14 protein-coding genes and 1 tRNA gene are annotated in these 24,075 nt (G+C 59.4%); 6 read left to right on the forward strand and 9 right to left on the reverse strand.

Annotated elements, in window-relative coordinates; genetic code table 11:
* Positions 1 to 4 precede the first annotated feature (4 nt).
* The 4 genes from mrdA (at position 5) to WFP36_RS01775 (ending at position 4,399) form a co-directional block, all read left to right on the forward strand.
* Positions 5 to 2,119, forward strand: a complete 2,115-nt coding sequence (mrdA, locus tag WFP36_RS01760; protein WP_336977334.1) for a penicillin-binding protein 2 — start codon at positions 5 to 7, stop codon at positions 2,117 to 2,119.
* Positions 2,119 to 3,237 (forward strand): rod shape-determining protein RodA, encoded by a 1,119-nt coding sequence (gene rodA, locus WFP36_RS01765; protein ID WP_336977335.1) that lies wholly within the window; start codon positions 2,119 to 2,121, stop codon positions 3,235 to 3,237. Before mrdA ends, rodA begins: the two co-directional genes overlap by 1 nt.
* Positions 3,238 to 3,664: 427 nt before the next feature.
* Positions 3,665 to 4,180 (forward strand): hypothetical protein, encoded by a 516-nt coding sequence (locus tag WFP36_RS01770; RefSeq protein ID WP_336977336.1) that lies wholly within the window; start codon positions 3,665 to 3,667, stop codon positions 4,178 to 4,180.
* Between the two features lie 143 nt (positions 4,181 to 4,323).
* Positions 4,324 to 4,399 (forward strand) — tRNA-Lys (locus tag WFP36_RS01775).
* A 296-nt stretch (positions 4,400 to 4,695) separates the two neighbouring features.
* Here the strand turns inward: WFP36_RS01775 and WFP36_RS01780 are convergent.
* On the reverse strand, positions 4,696 to 5,307 hold the full coding sequence (locus WFP36_RS01780) for a S24 family peptidase (protein ID WP_336977337.1): 612 nt from the start codon (positions 5,305 to 5,307) through the stop codon (positions 4,696 to 4,698).
* Positions 5,308 to 5,426: 119 nt separating this feature from the next.
* Here WFP36_RS01780 and WFP36_RS01785 point away from each other — a divergent pair, with 119 nt between their 5' ends.
* Positions 5,427 to 6,551 (forward strand): IS110 family RNA-guided transposase, encoded by a 1,125-nt coding sequence (locus WFP36_RS01785; protein WP_336977338.1) that lies wholly within the window; start codon positions 5,427 to 5,429, stop codon positions 6,549 to 6,551.
* Between the two features lie 181 nt (positions 6,552 to 6,732).
* On the opposite strand, the gene WFP36_RS01790 is transcribed toward WFP36_RS01785, so the two are convergent.
* The 8 genes from WFP36_RS01790 to WFP36_RS01825 all read right to left on the reverse strand — a co-directional run bounded on the left by WFP36_RS01790 (position 6,733) and on the right by WFP36_RS01825 (position 21,882).
* Entirely contained in the window at positions 6,733 to 8,196 is a 1,464-nt protein-coding gene (locus tag WFP36_RS01790) for an ADP-ribosylglycohydrolase family protein (RefSeq protein ID WP_336977339.1), read from the reverse strand.
* A 112-nt stretch (positions 8,197 to 8,308) separates the two neighbouring features.
* Positions 8,309 to 8,869 carry a hypothetical protein gene (locus WFP36_RS01795; protein WP_240884205.1) on the reverse strand — a complete coding sequence of 187 codons (561 nt, stop codon included), beginning with the start codon at positions 8,867 to 8,869 and terminating at the stop codon, positions 8,309 to 8,311.
* Positions 8,870 to 8,922: 53 nt separating this feature from the next.
* Positions 8,923 to 11,907 carry a DEAD/DEAH box helicase gene (locus WFP36_RS01800; protein ID WP_336977340.1) on the reverse strand — a complete coding sequence of 995 codons (2,985 nt, stop codon included), beginning with the start codon at positions 11,905 to 11,907 and terminating at the stop codon, positions 8,923 to 8,925.
* Positions 11,904 to 13,769, reverse strand: coding sequence for a phospholipase D-like domain-containing protein (locus tag WFP36_RS01805; RefSeq protein ID WP_336977341.1), 1,866 nt, complete (start codon positions 13,767 to 13,769; stop codon positions 11,904 to 11,906). Before WFP36_RS01805 ends, WFP36_RS01800 begins: the two co-directional genes overlap by 4 nt.
* The gene (locus WFP36_RS01810) at positions 13,724 to 14,926 is read right to left on the reverse strand and encodes a DUF6361 family protein (RefSeq protein WP_336977342.1); all 1,203 of its coding nucleotides are present in this window, start codon (positions 14,924 to 14,926) and stop codon (positions 13,724 to 13,726) included. The genes WFP36_RS01805 and WFP36_RS01810 overlap by 46 nt, the downstream gene beginning before the upstream one ends.
* Before the next feature lie 37 nt (positions 14,927 to 14,963).
* Positions 14,964 to 18,125 (reverse strand): UvrD-helicase domain-containing protein, encoded by a 3,162-nt coding sequence (locus WFP36_RS01815; protein WP_336977343.1) that lies wholly within the window; start codon positions 18,123 to 18,125, stop codon positions 14,964 to 14,966.
* Entirely contained in the window at positions 18,118 to 20,832 is a 2,715-nt protein-coding gene (locus WFP36_RS01820; protein WP_336977345.1) for a PD-(D/E)XK nuclease family protein, read from the reverse strand. The genes WFP36_RS01815 and WFP36_RS01820 overlap by 8 nt, the downstream gene beginning before the upstream one ends.
* 57 nt (positions 20,833 to 20,889) lie before the next feature.
* Positions 20,890 to 21,882 carry a helix-turn-helix transcriptional regulator gene (locus tag WFP36_RS01825; protein WP_336977347.1) on the reverse strand — a complete coding sequence of 331 codons (993 nt, stop codon included), beginning with the start codon at positions 21,880 to 21,882 and terminating at the stop codon, positions 20,890 to 20,892.
* A gap of 104 nt (positions 21,883 to 21,986) precedes the next feature.
* Here WFP36_RS01825 and WFP36_RS01830 point away from each other — a divergent pair, with 104 nt between their 5' ends.
* Positions 21,987 to 24,062: an AAA family ATPase gene (locus tag WFP36_RS01830; RefSeq protein WP_336977348.1), complete on the forward strand. Its 2,076-nt coding sequence runs from the start codon at positions 21,987 to 21,989 to the stop codon at positions 24,060 to 24,062.
* Positions 24,063 to 24,075: the final 13 nt, after the last annotated feature.

Below are 24,075 nucleotides of genomic sequence, written 5' to 3' on the forward strand. Positions count from 1 at the left end.
GATCATGGCACGGCCGCGCAACACCACCGGGACGCTCAACCACTCCTTCCAGCGCCGCAGCTTCCTGATCGGCGGGATACAGGGCGGCGTGGGCCTGCTGCTGGCCGCCCGAATGGGTTATCTCGCCGTGGCCGAGAACGAGCGCTACCGCGTGCTGGCGGAATCGAACCGCGTAAACCTGTCGCTGATTCCTCCGCGCCGCGGCTGGATTCTCGATCGCCACGGCGCCCCGCTCGCTTCGAACCGCGCGGACTTTCGCGTGGACATCGTGCCTGAACGGATGCTCGACGCAGACCGCGAGGTGGAGACACTGGGCAAGCTGCTCGATCTCACGCCGGTTCAGGTGCAGGATCTCAAGGACAAGCTTTCGGACGCGCGCGGCTTCCAGCCCGTCGAAGTGGCTAGCGGCCTCGACTATGACAAGTTCGCCGCCGTCAGTGTGCGCCTGCCCGACCTGCCGGGCGTCGTGCCGCAGCGCGGCTTCTCCCGTTACTACCCGACCGGTCCCTCCGTCGGCCACCTGATCGGTTATGTAGGCGCAGCCTCTGCCGAGGAATACGAGAAGGAACGAATTCCCCTGCTCGTCACGCCCGGTTTCAAGATGGGCAAGGACGGGCTCGAAAAGCAGTTCGAGCAGACCTTGCGCGGCGAACCCGGCGCGCGGCGCGTGGAAGTCACCGCCAGCGGCGAGATCGTGCGCGATCTGGAAACGCGCGAAGACGTGCAGGGCAAGTCGATCAAGCTCACCATCGACGGCCCGCTGCAGGATTATGCCGCGCGGCGCCTCGGGCTTGAATCCGGCTCTGTCGTGGTCCTGGACTGCCTGACCGGCGACCTGCTGTGCATGGCATCCATGCCCAGCTTCGATCCCAACAGCTTCTCTGACGGCATTGGGCGTGTCGAATGGAAAATGCTGGCGGATGACGATCACGTGCCGCTGCGCAACAAGGTCCTGAAGGGGCTTTACCCGCCTGGCTCGACCGTGAAACCGATGGTTTCCATGGCCTTCCTAGAAGCCGGGCTCGACCCGCATGAGAGCGTGTTCTGCGGCGGCGGCCTTCGTGTAGGCAACCGCGTGTTCCATTGCTGGAACCGGCGGGGCCACGGCCAGGTCGACATGGCCAAGGGCATCTACCAGAGCTGCGACGTCTATTTCTATCACTTCGCCCAGCGCATGGGCATGAACGTCATCGCCCCGATGGCCCGCAGGCTTGGCATGCAGGAAGAATTCCCCCTGCCCGTATCCAGCCAGTTCTTCGGCACCGTACCCGATCCCGAATGGCTGATGCGCAAGCACGACCGGGCATGGCAACCCTATGACACGGTGAACGCGACAATCGGCCAGGGCTACATGCTGGCCAATCCGCTGCAGTTGGCAGTGATGGCGACGCGGCTGGCGACCGGCAACAAGATCATGCCGCGCCTGATCCTCGACGGAAAGAAGCCGCAGTTCCAGAGCATGGGCTTCCATGGGGACCACACCACCATCATCCGCAATGCGATGAACGAGGTGGTGAATGGCGCCGGTACTGCCGGGCGTGCGCGGATTCCCATCGAAGGCATCCACATGGCCGGCAAGACGGGCACGGCACAGGTCGTCTCGCTCAACATCTCCAGCGGCAAAGGCGGGCTGTGGAAGCATCGCGACCACGGCCTGTTCATCTTCTTCGCCCCTTTCGACAATCCGCGCTATGCTGGCGCGGTAGTGATCGAACATGGCGGCGGTTCGGGCGCGGCCTATCCGATCGCCCGCGACGTAATCACCTTCCTCTACGATCCCGCGCTCGGCATGCAGAAGCTGCAGGAACTGGAGAAGGAATGGGGCGGTACCCCGCGTGAACGCATGGCGCGCAAATATGCCTCTTACGCGACCGAGTTCGGCATTTCCGTGCCCAAGCCGCCTTCCAATCCCGAAGACATCGCCCGCCAGGTCGATGCGGAAGCCCGCGCTTCTGTCGCCGCGATCGAGGAATCACCGCAAGGCGCAGTGGTCACTCGCCCGGTCGAGATGGATCAGGAAATCCCGCCGCCGGGAACGAGCAATCCCGCACAGTCCGGCCCGGGCGCTCCGCAACCGGCAGCCGCTACCCCGGCAGCACCTGCAGCGGAGCCGCGCTGATGAGCCGTTCGATCATCCCCGCGCCAATCGCTAAACTGCCATGGCAAGTCATCATCCCGCTGACGGCGCTGACCACCTTTGGCAGCGCCGTGCTCTATTCGGCCGCTGCCGGAAGCATGAGCCCGTTTGCGACATCGCATCTCGTGCGTTTCGCCATATTCCTCATCATGGCGCTGATCATGTCCCGCATGCCGCGCGAACTGGTTCGCTGGGCCGCCTATCCCGCTTATGTGGCCGTGTTGGTTCTGCTGATGGCGGTGGAGGCATTGGGCGCAATCGGCGGGGGCAGCCAGCGCTGGCTGAATCTGGGACCGATCGTCCTGCAACCCTCTGAATTGATGAAGCCGACTATCGTACTGGTCCTCGCCAGTTTCTATCACTCGCTGCCCTCGGGCGAGATCGGGGGATGGCGTTCCATCGTCCCGGCGGGAGGCCTCATCGCAGTGCCGATGTTGCTGGTTTTGGTGCAGCCCGATCTCGGCACGGCGCTGGCTATCGGATTCGGCGGCGCGGTGGTGATCTTCCTTGCCGGGCTACCGCTGCGCTGGTTCGTCGGCGGCGGCCTTGCTGCCGCCATCGCCGCACCGATGGCCTATTTCTTCGCCTTACACGATTACCAGCGCCGCCGCGTCACCACCTTCCTCGATCCCGAGAGCGACCCTCTCGGCGCGGGTTATCACATCACCCAGTCCAAGATCGCCATCGGTTCGGGCGGCGTGTTCGGCAAGGGTTTCGGCAACGGATCGCAAAGCCACCTCAATTACCTGCCGGAGCCGCATACGGACTTCGTGTTCGCCACGATGGCGGAGGAATGGGGACTGATCGGCGGGCTTGCCGTGCTGCTGGTGTTCGGCATCGTCCTGCGCTGGGGCTGGAACGTTGCGCGCCGCGCGCCCGATCGCTTCAGCGCGCTGCTGGCGGCGGGAATGACGTCCACCATCTTCTTCTACGTCTGCATCAACCTGATGATGGTGATGGGCCTTGCCCCGGTGGTGGGTATCCCCCTGCCCTTCATGAGCCATGGCGGATCGTCCATGATGACCAACATGATCTGTATCGGCACCTTGATGATGGTTGACCGCTGGAGCCGACAGGGCGGGCAGCGCGGGCTTTCCTGAGCGCGCGAGCGACTAAGCGATGCGCCCTGCGGGCGCCGACCGGCGCAGCAAAATTCCACGATAAGACTCCGGTCGCATCGATTGCTGCACGGAGTGCGCTGCCCTCGCAACATCGTTCTACAACGCGGTAAACCGCCATTTTCCGCCAATGCCAGCCATGCCGCATTGCGGCAAAAGGGTTTGCAATTGAAACCGTATTCGATTAATTGCCCGATTAAATCGGGTTGACCGATCCAATCCGGCGTCCCCCCGCGACCGGATTTCAGACTATCCCTGAGTTTCCTCCCAGGGCCGGGACACATCCACGAGGCGAGGCGTAAGCCGAACTTCAAGGATGTGTCCCTGCTTTTGCGTGGAGGAAGCTCGTCATTGACCGACCGTGCAACGACGCGGCCGGGACGAGGTGTTGTTGTCGATGAATGGCCCGGTGACGTCCACAGATCAGGAGGACACCCAGGAACGCGAAAGCATCTCGCTGTGGAACCTCCACCGCGACCTTACCCGCCTCGCGGATGAACTGGCCGGTGCCGCTCGCCGCGCCGATACGGATGTCAGTAATGACAATCTGCCCCCTGCTCCTTCCGACGGCAGCACTCAGGCATCCTCACCCACCGCGCCTCGCGACTATTTCGAAACATTGCTGATCCAGCGCCGCGAGCGCGAGCGGTGCCTCGGCAGCGAGCTTTTCAGCGAGCCTGCCTGGGACATCATGCTGGAACTGATGATCGCGCGAATCGACGGCCGCGAAATGCGCATCAGCGAACTCGGCGGCGGGCACGAGAATCACGGCAAGATTTCGAGTTCCTATGTCGATGCCCTCGTCGAAGCGATGCTCATCGAGCGTTTCGACTGCCTGGAAGGCAGCGCGGACTGTTTCCTGTCGCTTTCGAGCGAGGCCGCGCGCCGCATGGCCGAACTCTACCGCGCCCGCACGCGCGGATAACACTCTGTCTTTCAATATTTTTTGGGTTTCTTGACTGTTTAAGGCAAAAACCCCTTCACACCGGCGAAACAGCCTCTATATGGGGCGCCTCCGGTGAGTCGCCGGAACGGCGGAAACGGGCCGAAACGCCCAGATGCCAGTGTGGACGCATAGCTCAGTTGGTAGAGCAGCTGACTCTTAATCAGCGGGTCCTAGGTTCGAGCCCTAGTGCGTCCACCACTTTCCCCCTACTTTTCAATCAGATACTAGGCTCGCCGGATCGGGCGATTGAGAGCATTTTTGTGCTAGGTAGCTCTCTAGGTAGCAGCGCGCTAATTCGGCACTGCGGCTACTCAGCCTCCGCACATCAGCGTTCACGGTGAAAGATCCATGGCCTACGCTTTGTCCGACTGCGCGTGAGCGAGTCGGCGTTTCACCTCTCAGCCAGCGCGACTGCTACCCATCTTGCTCCGCACCAGCATCGCACGCTGGGATGGCCGCTTAGAGCCTCAGGCAGCGCGGTGTCATAATGACAGCTAGGCCACCCGAGCTCCGATCCAGATCACCCGGCCGACAATATCGACGCCTTTGCGCTGGATGCCCTGCCAGCTCGGATATGCAGGGTGGTCGGTAAGAACGGTCAGACGGTTCTTCGTTGGGTCGATCGCTATTCGCCTTACGAAGATTTCAGAAGACCCACGGATGGCGTAAAGGCCTTCTCGCACGCTCTCCTGGAAGCGAACTCGGCTAATCATAACCTCGTCGCCATTACGGAGGGTCGGCTCCATCGCCTCACCAACAATTGGCAAGATTGCGACACCGGCGGGCTGATCACACAGCCGACCGAGCCATGCCGCATCAACCAGCCGCCATTGTGAGCGTGAATCGTTACCTGTCCCGTTCAGCAATGGGACTTTTACTATCGAACGCTGCCCGACTGTCGGCCCCTCCTTTCCACCGAGCATCTCTACGGGCACGTCAAAATGCAATGCCAGCAGCGCTATATCGCTTTGGTCAAGGCGGGCTGGAGACCCTCGTTTAACGAACTGCTGGATGTATGCCGAGTTTCGCCCGAGGAGGCGCGAAATCGATGCGTAGGTCTCTCCTCGCTCGCTGATTAGGCCATCCAACGCCTCCCGCGGCTCCATCCTATCGTCTCCTTCGATTTCCTACCTCTCTATCACACGCCGGAGGAACAATCCTAGTCGGACAGCCCCGACAAGGTCAGTAGGGCAAGCAAAAGAAACAAACGTCGTACGGGAGCACAATGCCACGGCACCTGCGCTACTGGGTCGGCCTCGACGCCGGCCACTTGGAGACTGCGGTCTGCCTCGTCGATGCCGAAGGAAACGTTTTCTTCGAGGCAATGACTGAGACCCGCGCTGCTCCGATAAGGGATATCCTTCGCCGGTTCGGCGTTGAGCCTGTCCAGTCTATTACGATCGAGGCCAGTGTCGGCACTCAGATGGTTCGGGATCTCCGTTCGTTCGGTTTTCCCGTTCAAGTCGCCGACGTTCGCAAATCAAGCAAATTCCTGGCGATCCGACGTCAAAAGACAGATGCGAATGATGCCAAAGATCTCGCTGAGCTTGGCCGACTGGCGCAGTCCTTCGGTCCCCATGTTTTCATCAAACCGGTGGAGCACCAGGACATCCGGATAATGATCAACATCCGTCGAACCCTGCTAAAGCATCGAGCCAGGACGGATGCGCTGCTCCAGTCCATATTCAGATTGCACGGTGCCAGTATCAAGCTCCTGAATGGGCGAGGATCGCTCGCAGCTGAAGTCGCTAACCAACTCAGGCTTTTGAGCACCAACGGCGTGACGATCCGCGTCGATTTGGATCCCCTGGTCAGGATGGGAGAAGATCTGCGCTCTCATATCTGGGATATGGATCGAAAGATGCGCACAATGGCCGCCAGCATCCCGGTTTGCGCCAGATTTCAGACGATTCCTGGCGTTGGGACAATCACAGCGCTGTCATTTTACAGCGCCGTCGGAGACCCGTACCGCTTTAGAAGCAATCGAGATGTCGGGCCTTATCTCGGCCTAACGCCCAATCTGTATCAATCTGGCGCCACCGCGCGCCGCGGCCGGATCAGCCGCTACGGAAACAAGCTGACCAGGTCGCACCTAATCACGGCAGCCACCGTGCTGCTTCGCACAATCAAAACCGAAAGTTCATTGCGTACTTGGGGCCTCCGGCTGGCAACAAAGATCGGATTTCTCAAGGCTCGCGTTGCCGTCGCGAGGAAGCTCGCTGTGATCATGATGGCAATGTGGAAGACGGGCGCCTCGTTTGATCCAGACAAATCGAAACCGCGGTTCCTCCAGCCGGAGGAGGCAGGCTTGGACCCCGTACGTATTTCTGGGACCAATATCCCGTTGTAGGTAATTGGGCCAAGCCTGCCGTCTGATCCCGCTGCCGGGGGCCTTCTGTAAAGGGTCAAACCTGACGCATTATCCGCTAATTCAGCGATAGGGCATCAAGCATGACACATTATGTGCCCATGGGCACCAATGCGGGCCGAACAGCAACGCCGCCGATCGCTGCCATGTATCGGCCGCGACGTTAGTTTGAGAGCGCGACTGCCGGGAACGCCAGTTTACGCGCGAGAGTCTCAATTTCCTCGCGCCATGCCAGCTTTTCTAGCCATGATCGGCGGATCGACGATGCGCCGTAAATTGCGCCGGCCAACTGCCCGGCAATTGCGGCAGTAGTGTCGGCATCGTCACCGAGGTTGGCTGCCAACAGCACGGCGTCGTCAAAGCTCGTCGTGTTTGCCACGGACCAGATCGCTGCTTCGAGGCTGTGCGCTACGAATCCGCTGCTCGCAATCTGATCGCGTGCTTTCCCGCGCCAGCTACCGGCCATGATTGGACCGACCTCAGGTCCATATTCACCCGAGGGAACCGCCAGAGCATCCTCAAAGCTGGCACCTAGGATAGCCGCCCGCAAGACCAGTGCATACGCTTCACAGGCCTCGAGGCACGCATCTGCAGCGTGCGTGGTCATGCTCTGTCGGCGGGCTACTCGTGTCACTACTGCGGGATCTTGCTGTATCCCCCAGATCGCGACTGGCGCGAGCCTCATTAGTGAGCCGTTGCCTGCCGAGTACGGATCGGTCGAGCCGGCAATCGGGTCGCCCGTTTCCTCGAACCGAGCAAGGGCCTGCCGGGTTGCGATCCCGATATCGAAACAACTTCCCGTGGGACTGAATGCGCCGTTCCTCCACCAATCGACAAAACGCAGTTGTGCTTCTCCCGGCTCAAAAGCCGAGCCCTTGGCCGCGCTGGCGAGGAGAGCTTCTCCGAGCGCCAGGGCCATGGAAGTGTCATCGGTCCATGTCCCCGCATCCAAGCCGAACGGCCCTCCCCCGACCATGTCCGTGATGTGGGCATAGCTGTCGCGCGGCTTGAACTCGAGCGTCGTCCCCACAGCATCTCCGACCGCCAGTCCAACCAAACAGCCATAGGACCGATCGTAGATGCGCTCGATCTCTCGCAGGTGATCTTCTTGTGCCTTCGTCTCAATTGCGCCAGGCCTGACGCAGCGAACGTGAGCGATTGCACTGCTAGCGTCAGCAAGGCCAAGTTCGACTAGCAGCCTCGCTGCCACAGTACCGGCCCGGCCGAGCCCGCCGCGGCAGTGGATGAAAATGCCGTTCCCGTTGATTAGCAAGCCGCGCAACCGAGCTCCGGCCGTCCGCCATCTTTGCTCGAATTCCTCGCCAGGTGCCGTGACGTCGGGGATCGGCAGATGAAACCATTCCATCCCGCGCGCAGCAACCGCAGTCTCCAGATCTGCCACCCCCAGCAGCTCGATCTCGTGCTTCTCAATCAGAGAGACGACTGCAGCAGCCCCCCACCCCCGCACCGCGTCCAGATCGCCCGCAAGGTCACGCTTCCACTCAAAGCCAGCGAGCGCAGGCCCTTGCTTTCCTGGACAGAACGATAGCCCAATCCTACCTCGCGCAGCAGCGAGTGTCGGGATCCTGATGGGGTCGGTAATGCTTGTGCGACAGTTTTCGGTCATTGAGTCCCATTAAAGCAACCATCCGACAAAAATGGTCGCAGTTAACCTTCTCAGAAACGAAGCTCTCCGATCTGGTGATCATGGCCGTCACCAAGTTTCATCCCTTTTCGAGCTAACGCCCACTGCGCTTACCCAGAAGAGGTCGCTTCGTGTCCCAAAGGGCTTGCTCAAGAAGCTCGAGAGTCCATTGATCCATCTGGGGTGAGAAAAACCAAAGCGATACCTTCACGTCCATCGGATAACCCCTCGCCCATTGGTTCAGGCGCATCGCATATGTGTCTACCCCCCCGATAAGACCGAGGTGTTGCGCAAACCTAGATGGAAATGACTTTGAGCTGCCTACATACAGTGAGGCGGGATTCGGTTCATCCAATAGGCGACTGTATCGTAGTTTTCGGCCAGAGTGTTCACAATGCGATGCCCGTTGCTTAAACTTGCCCTTCATTGTGCCGTAACCAGAACCATCTGTCAGCTCAAAGCAGTAAATTACGGCTGATCGTGCACTGCATTTTTTTCGCACACGATCCAAAACTTCTTTCATCCCATCTGGATCAGATAGTGCAGACAAATTAAACTTGAATTGCTCATCACCAATCGGGGCGGATTCTTTCAGATTGCCCATCGCACGAGCGAGATTCGACAATGCCAAAGCCCGACAGGTACTGAACTCCATGACTAAATTCCCTGCAAATTATGTGATAGGACATCAGGCAAATTCTATCGAAGCTATGAAGGCGCCCCCGGCGAGAGATTTAATGCGAGCGCTCGGGCAGCATCATGATCAAGACCAAAATGCTCAATCATGCCCTCGAACAAATGAGGTTCAGGCTGTCCAAGCGCGAGACGGTAACGGACCAGCTCTTCGCGCAGACGCTTGAGTTGGAGCTCGACGCGGCTAAACGGCACTGCAAATGTGACACTGACCGGCTTGTGATTGGTAGGCGACCACCAGCGCTCTAACCCAAGGCCCTCCCTCTTTGCCGCCCTTGCAGCGTCGAAAATTGCCTGAAAAGGGCTGGTCCAGGACTCGGCCGTCAGATTGCCGAATTTGTCAGCAAGAGCCCTCCGGACACCAAGACTTGCGTAGCGTGATACCCGGCCCTCTCGTTGTTCAAAATCGACAGGATCCCGGGGCAAGTCCCAATGAATGACTCGGTCACACCATACGTGAAAATCAAGCCCCTCCTGGCCAACGGATGTCGTTGCCAACACATGCGGCCAAAATGGCGAGTTGAAGCCCTTGCGAAGAGTGTCGGAGCGAAGCTTCTCACTGGCCTTCGACCCTGTATTGCGCCGCTCGGCTCCCATGTACGGTGCCGCAGCATGGACTCGAACTGTCCGCGTCCCACGAGTAGTCCTCCGCTGGACGCGCCCTGGCCGTCCAACAAGACTTTGGTTTAGAATATCGAGAGTTTCAGCATCACCTACCAATCGCGTGACTGCCAAGTGCTCGTCCAACGTTGCCTCGAGGCAACCATCAAGCAATGCCTGACGAAGTGCTTCGGGATACCCACCAGGTATTTTTCTGCGCCTTGCGCCCAAGACCACGGACGCGAAGTAGCGCTGACCGAGATATGGCCGAAGATGTCGCCAACAGAAGTCGAACGCATCCGGAAGGAGATCTGACAGCTCCTCCTTCTGGTGCGGGTGCCTTCGGATAGTTCTTGCAACAATCATTCCCGGTGTGCCGAGCATCCAGTCGGCTAGACTAAGCATCTCACCCTTCGTGATTGAGCGGCTCACATTTTTGCGCTGCCAACCGCGTGGCTTTACAAGGCGTTTGAGCTGCCAAAGTGCTCCTGTAACCTTATCGCCACCACCGAGAATTCCCTCGATATCGAAGGCCAATCGCCATGGCTTTCGAGCAGGCCCAACTGGTGCAACAACATCAAAACCGTGCTGTTCGAGCCAGGATCTAAGGCCCTTTTGCGCAGCGCGGCGCACATCACTGACTTTAAGATGCCCAGATTTTTCAGGGTCAAAGGCTTCCGACAGTTTTGGGAACGGCATAAACATGGCGATGAGTGGCCATGGCGCTTTGGCATCCGGTCGGAGATAACTTTGCGTTCTAGGCTTGCCCGAAGCTTTGCGCGGACCCGAGCGTAACTCTACCTCGCCGCTGAGCCAAGATGCTACAGCGGGTGGTGTGCCGCGATATCTGCTGAAAAGCAGGGCTTTCCCGAACAGACGCTCACTTGAAGCAAGCTCAGCCCACCTTCCTCCCAACGACCACCAGGGGCGTGTCGGAGCGAGCCAAGGCAGCGTAAGCGCGTCAAGACTGAGCGTAGACGAGCCACTCCCGTTTGGATCGACTAGTGACCTTAATTGCGGGTGAGCCGGGCGATGCTTAGTCGATGCGATAGTTATCGATGGAAGGTCTGACCCCAGCGCTTTGCATATCTGATACTGGAATAGTGTCTCTGCAGGGTATGGAACAGATGACCACAGCGGTTGCACCCAACTGCGCGGAACTCTCTTAGCTTTTTTCGATACATCGACTGCATGGGCCAAATGACGGAATGTGATCAGGTCTCCAGCCTCGACTGCCGCAACATTCTCTCGCCGTTCAAATAGCTCTCCACTGATTGCTGTAGCTCGCTCAGTGCGGGCAATGACCGGGCGTAGGGCGGTCTCCAAGTTTTGCTTTGCAACGGCAACGTCAGCAAGCGCAGCCTCGATATCATCGCGTCTAGAAAGGGCATGATGGTGCGCTTCGATTGCCGCTTCGGCATCTTGTGCCAATCCTGCACCGAACTGACCGTGCAGGAAACGAACCAACTGAATGAAATGACTGTAACGCCCGCCTGGGATTTCACCGTGATCCAGCCGCTGAAGACGGTAGGGCGTCGCAGACAGCAGCAAGATAGCAGGTCGGCTCTCGTGACCGTCAATCAGCGCATCGACCAACTTTCGCTGAACGAAATGCCGCTCCTGTGCTAGCGGCTCCGCTCGCGGCAAGCCAGCTGGCACTATGAGATCAGCGTACCGGTGAAATTCATCAAGGATGAGGATGTCGGGGCGAGTGGCTGGGTGCCTCAGCGCGACAAGCGCGAGCGCAGCGCGGCAACGAAGGACCAACTCGGGAACAGAATTGCCCCAAGACTCAAGCAAATTCTGCAATCCAAGATCGAGCGGCTTTCCTGTCAGAGATGTCAGCTCTCGCAGGGCCACCTCAAACGGACGCTTAAGATGGGGAGGCGCAGGCTCGACGACAGCCGAAAATAACCGCCGCTCACCTTGCTTCTCTCGCTCCAGATCGATCGCGCGTAGCCTCTGCCAAAGCTGCGGCGCGACTTCCTTGAGCAACCCGATGATCAGATCGCGTTCAGCGGCGCGACCAGTCCGCTGACCAGGCTTCCACCCAGGCAAGCTAGTATCCGGCGTGTAAGAGTAGACCCGAAAGGAAGATTCCTGTCGATCTGGCTTCTTGCGCAATGCGAGCGAAAGCCGGTCTTCTGGGCTAGGCCAGTCAGGCTGTAATGCCCTAAGTTTTGTGAGGTTTTGTGATGCGATGTCGAGATTTGGGCAAAGATATACTATGTTCAGAGTGCCATTTTTCCGGCGCTGAAGTTCTGCCGCGATAGCTTTCGCTGATACAGTTTTTCCCAAACCGACCTCATCCGCAATGAGGAAGCGCCTGCTCCCATCGTCACGGATCAGAGCATTCACTGCAGCATCGACCGTCATTTGCTGGAAACGCTCGAGGGTCATTTTGCTTCGCCGATTGCGCAACGGATCGCAGTCCAAAGCTGCTCAATCTGGGCCCATTGCGCTATTGCGGCAGCGTCCCGCTCGTCCTCCGAAGCCTGGGCCAATTCTGCACCGAGAGCCTTCAAGGTATCTTCGAGACGCTCTGCCCGCGTCTCAAATTCACTGGGGTTACGCGCCCATGCAGCTAGAACCTCCTCAATGGCCAAGGGCAGAGCATCGCCTGAACCGGCGAAACCGGACCCTGCCCAGCGCCTATGGCCAGTCCACGTTGTTCCCTCTGCACCAACTATCCCTTCAAGCTGCGCACGAACCCAAGCACTGGCACCGGCGATGCCGATGTAAGCTGCGGTGGCAGCTCGATCACGTGCTTCCGCATCGTGTTCGGGGAACGAAACGGACTGCGCCCACGTGCGAGGCGGGCAGTCATTCTGCAGGCGCTCAGCGCGGAAGCAGACTAGAACAGTTTCAAGTTTCAGGGGTAGCCCACCTGGTACGAGCAATACCGATCTTTGGCCAGGTTCCCAACTTGTGACCGCATCCGGCCTCGTCAGCAGCCAAGTCTGGAGTCGATGTTCCGAGAGAAACTGATCAAAGGAGGTGTGACTGTTGAGTGTCAACCCTCCACTGCCCCGGACGATTTCCAAACTAGCCCCAACAATGGTCCTGATAGCATCATCAAGCTCTCGCTCCGCCGCACGCTGCTTTTCTGCGTTAGCATCAAGTTCAATATTCTCGAGCTTAAAGGGCGCAGCATCCTCGATGTACGAAATGAGTGCTTTCGAAACTTCAGGTGGAATGTCGAGCTCAAACAACACCTCGGCATTTGGGCCGTCCATTCCGCGCTTGGTGAGATTTGCACTTCCGATCCAAAGTCGGTTCGTGTTGCCCTTCTGTCGCAGAAGCAATTTCGCGTGAATGCCAGCAGGATCGGCTTCTGAAACATCGTCAATGTCTGTGGATGCGTCCGAAGCCTCGACTGATATCGGAACATCGAAGGTCGGCGGCCGATCAACCAATAGCAAAATGTCAGATCGGGCCCGCAGCTTGATCGCGGAATCGGTGGTCGTCAGTAATGAGTTTTGCGTAGAGCCTACGAACGCGGAGCAGCACGCATCATCAACGAATGGACTAATCGCCACCGTGCGCGTTGCGCCTCGTAAGCCAGTGATGAATGGCTTCAACTCACCTGCTCTGCGCCATTGGATGCCTTGAAGTTTTACGTCCTTAGGTGCGTTCCATCGAACCGACCGCAACTCGTCTTTAAAGTCTGCGATCCAGCCAATGGGGGATAATAGATCTTCTGCCATCGAAGCGATGGACGAAGCGATGCTCGGAGATCGAGAACTACGTGCACCCCCAGCCCGGCCGACCAACAATAATCCTGCCTCTCTATCTTGACCACCAGTCAGGTTGCGACTGCCAAGCCAGAGCCTCCATGTTACGAGCTTTTTGGGCCCCAAATAGCGGATGAGTGCGAGTTTTGGGTGGTAAGACGCCCCACGCGGGGGTTGAACCGGGTGAAGACGGCGGTCTAGCATGTGAAGGACGCCGAAATGGCGCACGGCAGGCTTCAACCGATCCGCTTGAAAGACGATGTCAATGCGCGGCGCTACGTCATTCAACGCGTCAACGAAGCTGAGCGGACCGGCTTCAAGCTCCTGCTCACCTGCCCGGCTCAGCGACAAGATTAAAGCTGCAACAGCAACTAAATCGAGCGAGTAAGTTGCAAAAGCCCCGCGATCGAGCGTTTGGTCACCCGTTGGACGCAGCCCCTCGAACACGGAATATGCCGCTTCGCGTTCAAAACCAGACGCTGTCATCTTGCCCCCAGTTGATCGAGAAAGCCTGTAATCCGATCCCATCGATACGATAATGGGACTGGCTCGCGCGGCCACCAGTTCGCCCGCCTGTCGCCGCCACTTCGAGCGAGCAAGGCTCGCCCCGGCTTTTGGGCCTCCTCTCTCGACCTATAAACATCTTCGAGCACCGAAATTTCGCCCGCACCCTTAGACAACCAAGCCTGGGTTGCCTCGATCAGCGGAATCAGCTTGCTTGCCTCAGGGACATCCACGAGGAGTCCTAGCCGATCTAGTTTGACAGCCTGTTCGCCATGCTGCTGGACAGCATCATCAAGCCATCTGCGCATCGTGGTATTTGCATCTGCACTAGCGTCCTTCATTCTTTGGACGAGCGCAGTATGAATCGCTCGAGAAATCGCCGCCAATGATCCCGCACATGCTGCTCGGCGAAGACTAACCTTTTCGTCTTCGTCGCACAGTGAGAGCACCGAAGGGCTGGTAATTGACGTGGGCGTAGCGCCTCCACGTTCAGCAAGCCGATATAGAAGTGAACGGCGTCCAAGCGCATCTCGCGGAACCGCCCAGGCACGGATAATGCGCCCCGCCTCGTCGTTTTCTTTGTCCAGATCGAATGTAAGCGGTTCAGACTGGTTGCGCCAACGCGATGGCACGGGCGGCGGATCAGAGAAGATGGACTTTGCCTGATCGGGGTCGACCTCAGGACGTCCATGCTTCCCGGTTAGATCCGGCCAACGGCTATGCAGCTCGCCTCGGCCTGGCGCGTCTCTGCCAACCGATAGTGGCCGAACGATCCCCCAAGTGCGCATTGCATTCCAGTAGACGGCGCTTGGCTTTACTACGGGAGAGCGACCCACCCGAAGCACGCGCCCGCCGATGATTCCATTTCCATCGTCGTTACCATAGTGGCGAAGCAGTTTGTGGCCGGTTCGGTCCTCAATGCGATCCAACTCCGACTTCTGAAATGCCTCTCCAGCAAACCGCTGCTGTAACTCGAGGTAACTCCAGCAGACAAACCAGATGTATCGCAATTTCGTGTGCTGCACCGATGTCCCGGGGAAAAACCGATCGGCATAGCCAAAATGGATCACGCCAAAGCCTAGTTCATCTCGGGTACCGTCAGGACCAAACTCCGCCAAGGCGAGTTCAGCTGTCCTGCGTTCCTTTTGCGATAGCCATACCCAACCAAGTTGTGGTTCCAACGTCCCCCACTCCAATTCGCGTTAACAAGCCCGGACTTCAGAATCCACGACCGACCGTCAATTCACCAGTCTCTGTCCAGAACACGGCCGCCCCATGCACAACCTTGCCTCCCCTTTGGCTGACGGCGTCGATGTAGGCTGCTAGCTGTGGCCAATAGCTTTCGAAGCGGGCTGCGTGGTCAGCAATCGGGCCACTCTTATGGTCAACAATCATGAACCCATCCGTCCCCTCCGCGATAAGATCGACAATGATGCTCTGACGTCCTCCATCTGGCAGTGCGATGTCGATTGGCTGTTCGATATGCAGGCGCGGATAGCCAAGCTCCGTGAGGATCTGACAAAGTGCTTGAGCCTGTTGTCCGAGAAGCTCGACCTCAGCGCCGGATACTCGGCAATGCTGGCTTACCCTGCCCCGCAGATCGGGTCGGCATAGCAGGATCCGCAATGCCTCGTGGACTGCAGTTCCCTTATCCGTTGCCTGTGCGAGATCCGATCCGGTGAGCCGCACACCCGCTGAAATCGGCCGGGTCTCAATTTGCGAAGGCAGCGGCCGAGTGGTGGCGATTGTCTGGGAGGGACTGATGACCGGGGTAAGCTGGCCGATAGCTCGCCTTTCAATGGCAAACCTGGGTTCGCGGTCACTGCTCGCCAACCAGACTGTGCCTTCCATATCGAACGATGCCGGGATCTCCTTGTCACAGACAGTCATGCGCGACGGGAAGTTCGCCGAACCGACAGTGATCTGATTGCCCTGCAATTTGATGCCACAGGCGTCGTTCAAAAGACGGCGTGCCGTAATCGGCAAGGGCGGCTCGACCTTCTCGTCGTCCTGCGGCCATTCGATGATCAGGCGATCACGCGCACGGGTCAGAGCGACGTAAAGCAATCGGCGCGCTGTTTCTTCACTCTCGGGATAGAGCTCATGGAGAAAGCGGGCCGTCGCCTCTGGCGCAGCAAAATCAGGAGCATAGGCAAGTGTCGCCTGTTCGATCACATGATCGAGGTCGTCGAATCCAGGAAACTTTGTGCTGAATGTCCCAGCACGAGGATCAAGCTTGTGGTCCAGACCGCAGACAACCACGACCGGCCACTCCCGCCCCTTCGAGGCGTGCCAGGTTACAATCTCGATGCCATCGGCCTCCGCGCCAGCGGGATTCGGACGGAGATCCTCACCCTTCAAGCCGACCTTGTTCTCGAGCCACCCAAGGAAAACGTTGGCACTCTGGCCATAGAAACCTGAGGCTTCGCGCATATCCCGGTGTGCATCCAAGAATGCCGCCGCTTCAGCCTCGAAGCGAAGAAGGTCCGCTCTCATTTGGGCGGGATCGTCAAGCCGGTCACACCAGTCTCGCAGCCCGGCAACCTGGATCACCTGATGGACCAGTCTGTCCACCGGCGTCGCAAGCGAGTCAGGCCAAAGTCCTTGCAATGCCATGAGTTCTGGTGTCGCAATCCGACCGTCGCAGGCCAGAGCGCCAAGAGCATCGCCGAGCGGCGTTGCGCCCGGGCCGAGCGTTGCCGTGCAGATCGCTGCATGGTTGTCTGCCGGATCCACGGCGAAGCGAAGCGCGAAGCATGCTGCCTGAACGATCTTGCTTTGCCACCAGCCTCCTTCCGCAACGCGGACCGGCAAGCCCAGGGCCCGCAGCGCGGCCGCATAGCTCGCGCAGTGGCTGTGCGTCGGGCACAGGATGGCAACGTCCCGGGGCTCCAGATCGCGCAAGGCCTTGGAATGCCTGTCGACGATGGTCACCCGATCATCCGTCAGCAGGGACAGGAGACGATCAGCGATGAAATGCTGGGGCTTTCCGCCGGAGCGGGCACCGCGCTTGTTGGCCAGCTCGATGACCTCCAGAGCAGTGTCGTGTCCCGAGGCATTCTGCGCGGCAAGCGCCGTATAGTCCTCACCGAAGAGGCACGGCCCCAGTGCGTTCACAAAATCCATGATGCGCGGATCAGAGCGCCAGTTCCGGTAGAGCGGGCTGGTTTCAAATTGCTGTGTAAGGGCGACAGTCAGTCGCGGATCCGCGCCCTGGAAGCCCATGATCGCCTGCTTGGTGTCGCCAACGATCAATGCGCGTTTGGCCTTGCGGGCCAGCGCCCACAGAAAGGTGAACTGGATCGGGTTGGTGTCCTGGAACTCGTCGACAATGACGCAGTCGACCTCGTCCATGATGGCGCCAAGCACGGCGGGCTTTTCATCGAGTATCCGCGCAGCGTTGGTCACCATGTCGCTAAAGTCGATGACGCCGAGCTCGCGCTTTCGGGTCTCGTAGTCCGTCATCGCCGACTGTGCGCCTTCGACGAGAGCGCGCGCATGCGAAACCGCATCCTCGAGCGGTCCGGGGTGAAAAACCAGGTTGTCAGCCGCCAGCATGACCGCAGATGCAAGATCGTCGTAGCCGTCAGGGGTCGGACTGCCGCGCATCGACAGACGCAGGCCCCGCAGCTTCTGCCACAGCCGCCAGTCTGTACCGCCGGATGCGAGCAGCTGCTGAGCCTGCTTCAGAGCGCGGAAGTTCTCGCGGAATGCTGTCTTGGCGGTGGCACTACCAGCATCGTCAGCGAGCGAGCGAGGAAAGGCCTGAAGCAAGGCATCGACAGTCTTCTGGAGCGCTGCAGCCAAAGCCTCAGATTTGCCGATAGGTGCACCGTATCCGGTCCGGATGGATGCCTCGACAAAGTCGGCCATCGCCGGATCGCTGCCTCGCGGACCGAGCGTTCGCAGCAAGGCGATGACGCCGAGCAACTTCTTGCGGAAGCTGTCCTCTGCGGTTTCGTCCGAGGAGAAGCTTCCTTGATAGCCAAGGGCGGCGAGGTTTCGGGAAAGCTCGCTCAATGCAGGATTTTCTTCGATCGAGCGACGGATCAGCAAGTCCTGCTCGTCTTCAGCGATCAGACGCTGCTGCGGAGATGAACCCGATGCGAAGGCGTGCTCGATCAGCAATCGGCGCCCCAGCCCGTGAATGGTGGAGACATAAGCTCTCTCGACAGCCAGCGCTGCCGACAGATTGCTGTCCGCAATCAGAGCGCCCCGGATCCGCTGCCGCAACTCCCCGGCGGCGGCTTCTGTGAAGGTGACGGCGAGGATCTTCTCTGGGCGAACCTTGCCGTCCCTGACCCATTGGGTGAGGGTTTCCTGGATATGGTGCGTTTTGCCAGCCCCGGCGCCTGCGGGCACAATCGAAAGTTCAGTCATCGAGTTCGTCCGGGAGGATTACAGAAGGAGCGGTATCGTCACGCATGAATGCGGTGATCAACGGACTGTCTTCGAGAGCGTAAGTGCCAAGTGCGGCGGCTTTCTGGAAGAATTTGGCGTCTGCCGTGGTGTTCGTTTCGAGCCGGCCAGCCTTGAGGGCGTCGAATCTCGCCGAAATCAGAGCAAGTGCATTCACGGCGATGTCACCTGCGACGAGTTCGACATCAGTGCTGTCAAACACCTCGATGCCATTGAGAAGGACGTTGCCGTCGTTGAGCGTGTGATAGGCAACCGCCGGCTGTTTGGACCAGCCGTTCAAGGTCTCGCCAATGCGAACGACAGCTTCGTGGCTGCGCTCATCGATCCGAACGGTCATGCGCCGATAGAGATCGACCTGGAGGTCCCAGCCCTTCTGCAAGCGCTGTCTGCGGGTTCCGGAGCTGCTCTTCTTGTAATCGACGACAATCGGCTGCCCATCGGGAAGGCGAAGCAGGCAATCCGCTTTGCCATGTACGGGATGGTCAAACAGAGTTCCGGAGAGCCAGAATTCGTTGCCCACGATCTCGGCGTCGAGGGATTTCAGTACCATCGACCAGTGCTTGGCGGACTTGGTGATTTCCGCCTCCAGCGTGTTGCGTTCGACAGCCCAGGCCGACGTCTGCAGGAACGGCGCAATTGCACGAATGCGTTCCAGAAGAAGCTCGGGCACCTTTTCTTCGATCACTTCGTCGGACGGGTGGTCCTTGCCCGGCGGGAAGAGGCGTTCGAATACCTCGTGGGCGAGAGAGCCGCGCAGCATGACGTCAAGCGCTTCCGGCTGCCAAGAGACGTGCTCGGCGCCGAGTTCAGCCAGGACCCAGGCCAGCGGGCTGATGAGGAGCTTTTCAAGCCGGCTCGGGCTCTGCGCTCTCGGGGTGCCATCATCCTTCTTGCGCAGGCTCAGGAGATCGAGATCAAACTCATAGTGCGTTGGCACTTCGACGGGCTCGAGGGGGTCGAGCACTGGCCGCGGCTTCCAGGCCACCAGCCTGTCCCAAATCGTACCTTCACTATGCGTGAGCGGTACGACCAAAGATTCAGGATCATCTATGCCGGTGATGAGCCGGGAGATGAGTGGCAAACTTGACGAGGCGGAGAGAAAGCTGCCGCTGCGATCGCGTTCTGACAGGAGGAATATGACCTGGTCACTTGCGGCTCCAATCTGCCGCGCGAAAAGGTCGAGCGATGCATCGAGCTGCTTGGCCTGGGACGGGAGCTGCAAGCCGATCGTATTTGAGATCGCCTCAACCTCGCTGTCGAGGAAGAACGGATTCCCCGAAGGCGGGGGCGGATAGGCACCGTCGTTGAAGCCGAGGATGAGAAGTTTGCGAAACTGCCGCTTAGGCATTTCATGCGCCAACATGACCGAGATACCGCCCAGGTAGTAAGGTCCACGTGGGCAAGGCGGTGCCTGGTATGCTGCGGCCAATTGGATCGCCTTTTCAAGTTCCGCTTCGGCGGCATCATTGGCGTTGCCGAGGGCGGCCAAAAGGCGCGAAGCTAGCTGCTTCGCCTCAGCGACGTCGGACGCAAGCAACTCGTCCTCACTGAGCAATCGCAGGAAGGAACGGATTTGCTCCTTGAGCTGACCGTTCGTCGTAGGTGACGCTGACCGGATCAGCGAGAAGAGCGCAGCCTGCTTTCCGTTCAAGTCTTGCACCAACATCGGCTGAAAATCGCCGGCCATGACCGCATTTGCCAAGGCCGATCCAACATCCGGGGACCAGCACAGAACGGGGGAACAGTATAGCGAGGCGAGCGCCATGGCGGGGGCAGGCCGCCGCCTGCACTGCAGGAAATGCAGGAGCGCTTCACTCCCAACATTTCTTCGATCCGGCGCAGCAGGAAGCGATGATGCCGTAAGGCCCGCATTCGCGAAGGCTTCCGACAGGTAATGCGTATACTCCGGCCCCGATGGCAGGATGATGCCGATCTCGCTCGCCGACAAAGTTCGATCCTCGGCAAGCCAGCGCTGGATGATGGCGGCGGCGGCTTCGCATTCCGTGAGTGCATCGCGGACGGAACAAACCGCGAGGCTGTCGTCCATGGGTACCGTTGGCGCCGACGGATCAAGCAGATGCCTTTGGACATGCCCGGCGAGGATCGATTCAGGCGCTCGGCACGTCTTGGGGGCCGAGACCAGGCGGACGTAATCAATATCGCCCTCGTCCAGCTTGCCGTGGTGACTTTCGAGATGCTCGAGCACAGCGCGCTCGAGAGATGTCAGCTGGGTGCTATTCCGATCCCAGATCACCTGAAGCGACTGCAACGCATCGCCTGCCTCACAGGCGAGGAATGCCTTCAATATCGCCAATTCGGACGGAACGATTGCTGGATTACCAAACCAAAGATCCCGTAGCGCCTCGATATGGGTGCGCGCCCTCCCGCCAGTTGCCAGGGCGGCGGTCGCAATGGATCCAGGCTCGAGGTCCCGCGTGGCCATCATCAGATGGCGCAACATTACGGCAACAGCCGTGGCTGTCTGTTCGGGGGCGACAGTAAAACTCTCCGCCCATGGGGCATCCTTACTCTGCGCTTCAAGAACCTCGCGCAGCGGCATCTCGGCACAATGAGGCAAGGCATAGAGGCTCGCCAGGAGCTGCGGACTGAGCGGCATGCAGCTCGCAAATGGCGCGTGGCCGATCCGCAGATGGCAGTTCTCAAACATTCAAACTAATCCCCCGACGACTGTCACACCGCGCCCAACACGCTCTCTGCCCATCAGCTACGACAATTTCGGTCGCAACATTTCCTGAGCCGCCGCGAGCCGCTGCTCCATCGTGTCCTGCAATGCCGCTGGCCCCTCGATCACCAAATCGCCCGCCCATCCAAACAGGTGATTGGCGAGCTCAAAGAGCCCTCCGGATCGAAATCGCACCAGCAGCTCCTCGCCATCATCTTCGAATTGCTGATGCGGGTGGAACCGCCATGCCCGCGCTCGCTCGACCGCATGCGGGCGGACCCGCAGCACAATATCGTGATCTTCCTCTTGCCAGATGCCGAAGCTGCGGGACATCCAGGCGTCGAGATCCCAATCATCCGGTGGGCAACCGACTACCCCGCTATCTCGAACGTTGCTCATGCGATCGAGCCGAAATGTGAATGGGGGATCATCCCGGTCAGGCATTTTGCCAAGCAGATAGGTGATGGGGCCATGGATCAGGCCGTATGGGATGACCCGCCGCCATGCTGGCGCAGCAGCCCAATCGGGCTGATAATCGAAATCCACACAATGGGCGGCAAGGATCGCTGACTGGATCGTTGTCAGATCCTCGGGCGAAGCGATGACGGCTGGCCCTGCCGCAACGCGGGATCGCTGCAACCGGGTGAGCAGATCGAGGTCATTGTCCAGCCGGCGCCGCTCAGCGCTGTCAAAGGCGATCTTGATCTTGGAGAGCAGCTTCTCAAGCGCTTCGGTGTTGGCTGTGCCCTCGATCCGCCCGGCTTCGACCACTGCCTGGAGCGCGGCGACTTCGGCAGCGTTTGGCCTAGCATAGGCCCGGCCCGGGCTATCCTTGATCCTGAATCGTTTGATGCGCCCATCGACGGCTTCGTCCAAGTCGAAATGAATGAGTATGACGTTGCGAAGTCGCTCGACAGTTCGGCGATTCACCCCAAGCAATGCAGCCATCTCATCGAGCGACAAGCCTTCGATGCTTTGCGTCAACGCATGCACGAGTTTGAGTGTACGATCGAGGTTACTGAGACGCTTTGTCATTACAGCCACTGCTAACTGCCTGTCCTGCAAGCGCAAGTCGCATCACGCACAACCCCCAAGCTATACGACCATATTTGTCGCACCTCTGTGTTTGAAATCTCCACATGGAACCAGAACTCAGGGAGATTGCGCGCAAGATGGCACGTCAAAGGGCAGCACAGGCGGAATTCAGCCAGAGCGAGCAGGGTGAAGCAACGCATTTCGCTCACGCTGCTGCGCGCGTTTTGCAGGCGTTGAGTGTCAATCAGGTCAAGCGGTGCGGCGAGGATCTGATCGACTTGATTGACCGCGAGGTGCCTGTTGCTGCGTTAAATAAGCTCACCAATCGGGAAAAGCCTTCAGTGGCGGAAATGCGGGCTGTCGCTCGGCAATTGGCAGCGAAGCGCGCCGTGCCAACCCAGTTGGACAGCGTGTTTGCATGGGTCGGCGAGCTGTTCGGCCTCGATTCCGCTGAGGTCACCATCCTCAGCATCTTTGCCCGCTGGGGAAAATTTGACTGCTGGCGAGAGCTCGTGCGCCGGGCACCCATCTCATGCAGCAACCTCACCCCGAGTGCTGTCGCCCAACTCTCCGGTCTCGCCGGCAACACCGTCGACCGAAAACTGATGCCCGGTGCACAGCTGTTTTCCTCGCGCCTGCTGCATGACGACCGCGACGGAGAATACAGCCTGAGCCCCCTGCTCAGGCGCCTCATTCGGGTCCACGCGGAAAGCCGGGACGAGATGCTACGCTGGCTCATGCCCGAACCGGAGCGAGGGGGATTGCTCTGGCATGACTTCGAGCACCTCGATCCGTTGCGGAGTATCGCTCTCAAAGTCCTCACGAGCAAAGAGCCTGTCAGCATCTTGCTGTTCGGGGAGCCGGGCACCGGCAAAACCGAGTTTGCGCGCACCCTTGCCACAGAGGCCGGAAGCGGCGCGATCTTTGCCGGTTTGAGCGACGATTTCGGCAACGAGCCCGATCGCTCTGAGCGCCTCGATCATCTGATGATCTTGCGGGCGATGTGCCGTCATCACCGCGACAGGGTCATCGTCGTCGATGAAGCCGACGATGTCCTGATGATGAGCGAGCGCAAAGGCAGTTCCAAGCAATGGATTAACCGTCTCGTCGAAGCACCGCAGGTTCCCACGATCTGGATCGTCAACCAGCGTTCGCGATTGGACCCCGCCGTCCTGCGACGCATGACCCTTGCGATCGGCTTCGATCGCCCGCGCCTGGCTGTGCGAGAGCGAGTAGCCCAAAGGTCCGCTGAAGCCGCATCGGTTGACCTCAGCGATGCTGAACTGCGTGATATTGCATGCCTGAAAGCGCCCCCTGCCGTGGTGGCTGCAGGTATGAAGGCTGCCCATCTTGCCAATGGCGGGGCAGATGTCGTGAAGACTGCGATCCATAGCGTCATGCGCGTTCTGGGACAGTCCTGCACGCCGGAAGCGTCCGGCTGCTCAGTCTACGACCCCAATCTGTCGCGTGCGGACACGGATTTGTCTCGCCTTGCTGAGCGCCTTGCCGCCACCCCAGACCGCGGTTGGAGCCTGCTGCTGTCTGGGCCTTCAGGTACTGGCAAATCCGCTTTTGCAAGGCATCTCGCCCAGGTCATGGGATTGGAGATCGAAGAGCGGCGGTGCTCGGACCTCATGAGCCCCTATGTGGGTGAGACCGAACAGAACATCGCCGAAGCCTTTGCCAGGGCGGCAGAGCGCGGCGCACTGCTGTTGATCGACGAGGTCGACAGCTTCCTGTATCGCCGCGAGGTGGGTCAGAGGAGCTGGGAGGTCAGCCAGGTCAACGAGATGCTGGTGCAGCTCGAACACCTCCGCACTCCCTTCGTCGCGACGACCAATCTGGCCGATAACCTTGATCCGGCGACACAGCGCCGCTTCACGATCCGTGCCACGTTCAATGCCATGACACCCGCTCAGGCCAGCCAGCTTTTCAAAGCCAGATTCGGAATCGACTGGCCTTTGGAGTGGCCCATCCACCATGGCCAAACCCCGGGCGACTTTGCCGTTGTTGCGCACCGCGCAAATCTGTTGGCGGAACGAGATCCTGCTGTCCTGGTGCGCTGGCTGCGTGACGAGATTGAAGCACGCGGCGACCGCGCAAGGGGCACGATGGGGTTTCACATCCACTCGGACTCTGCGCCACCCCGACGAGCAGAGCGGTTGGACGAAGCAGCATGAAACCCAGCTGGAA

It is taken from the genome of Fulverythrobacter fulvus (assembly GCF_037154085.1).
GTDB classification, from domain to species: Bacteria; Pseudomonadota; Alphaproteobacteria; order Sphingomonadales; family Sphingomonadaceae; genus Andeanibacterium; species Andeanibacterium fulvum.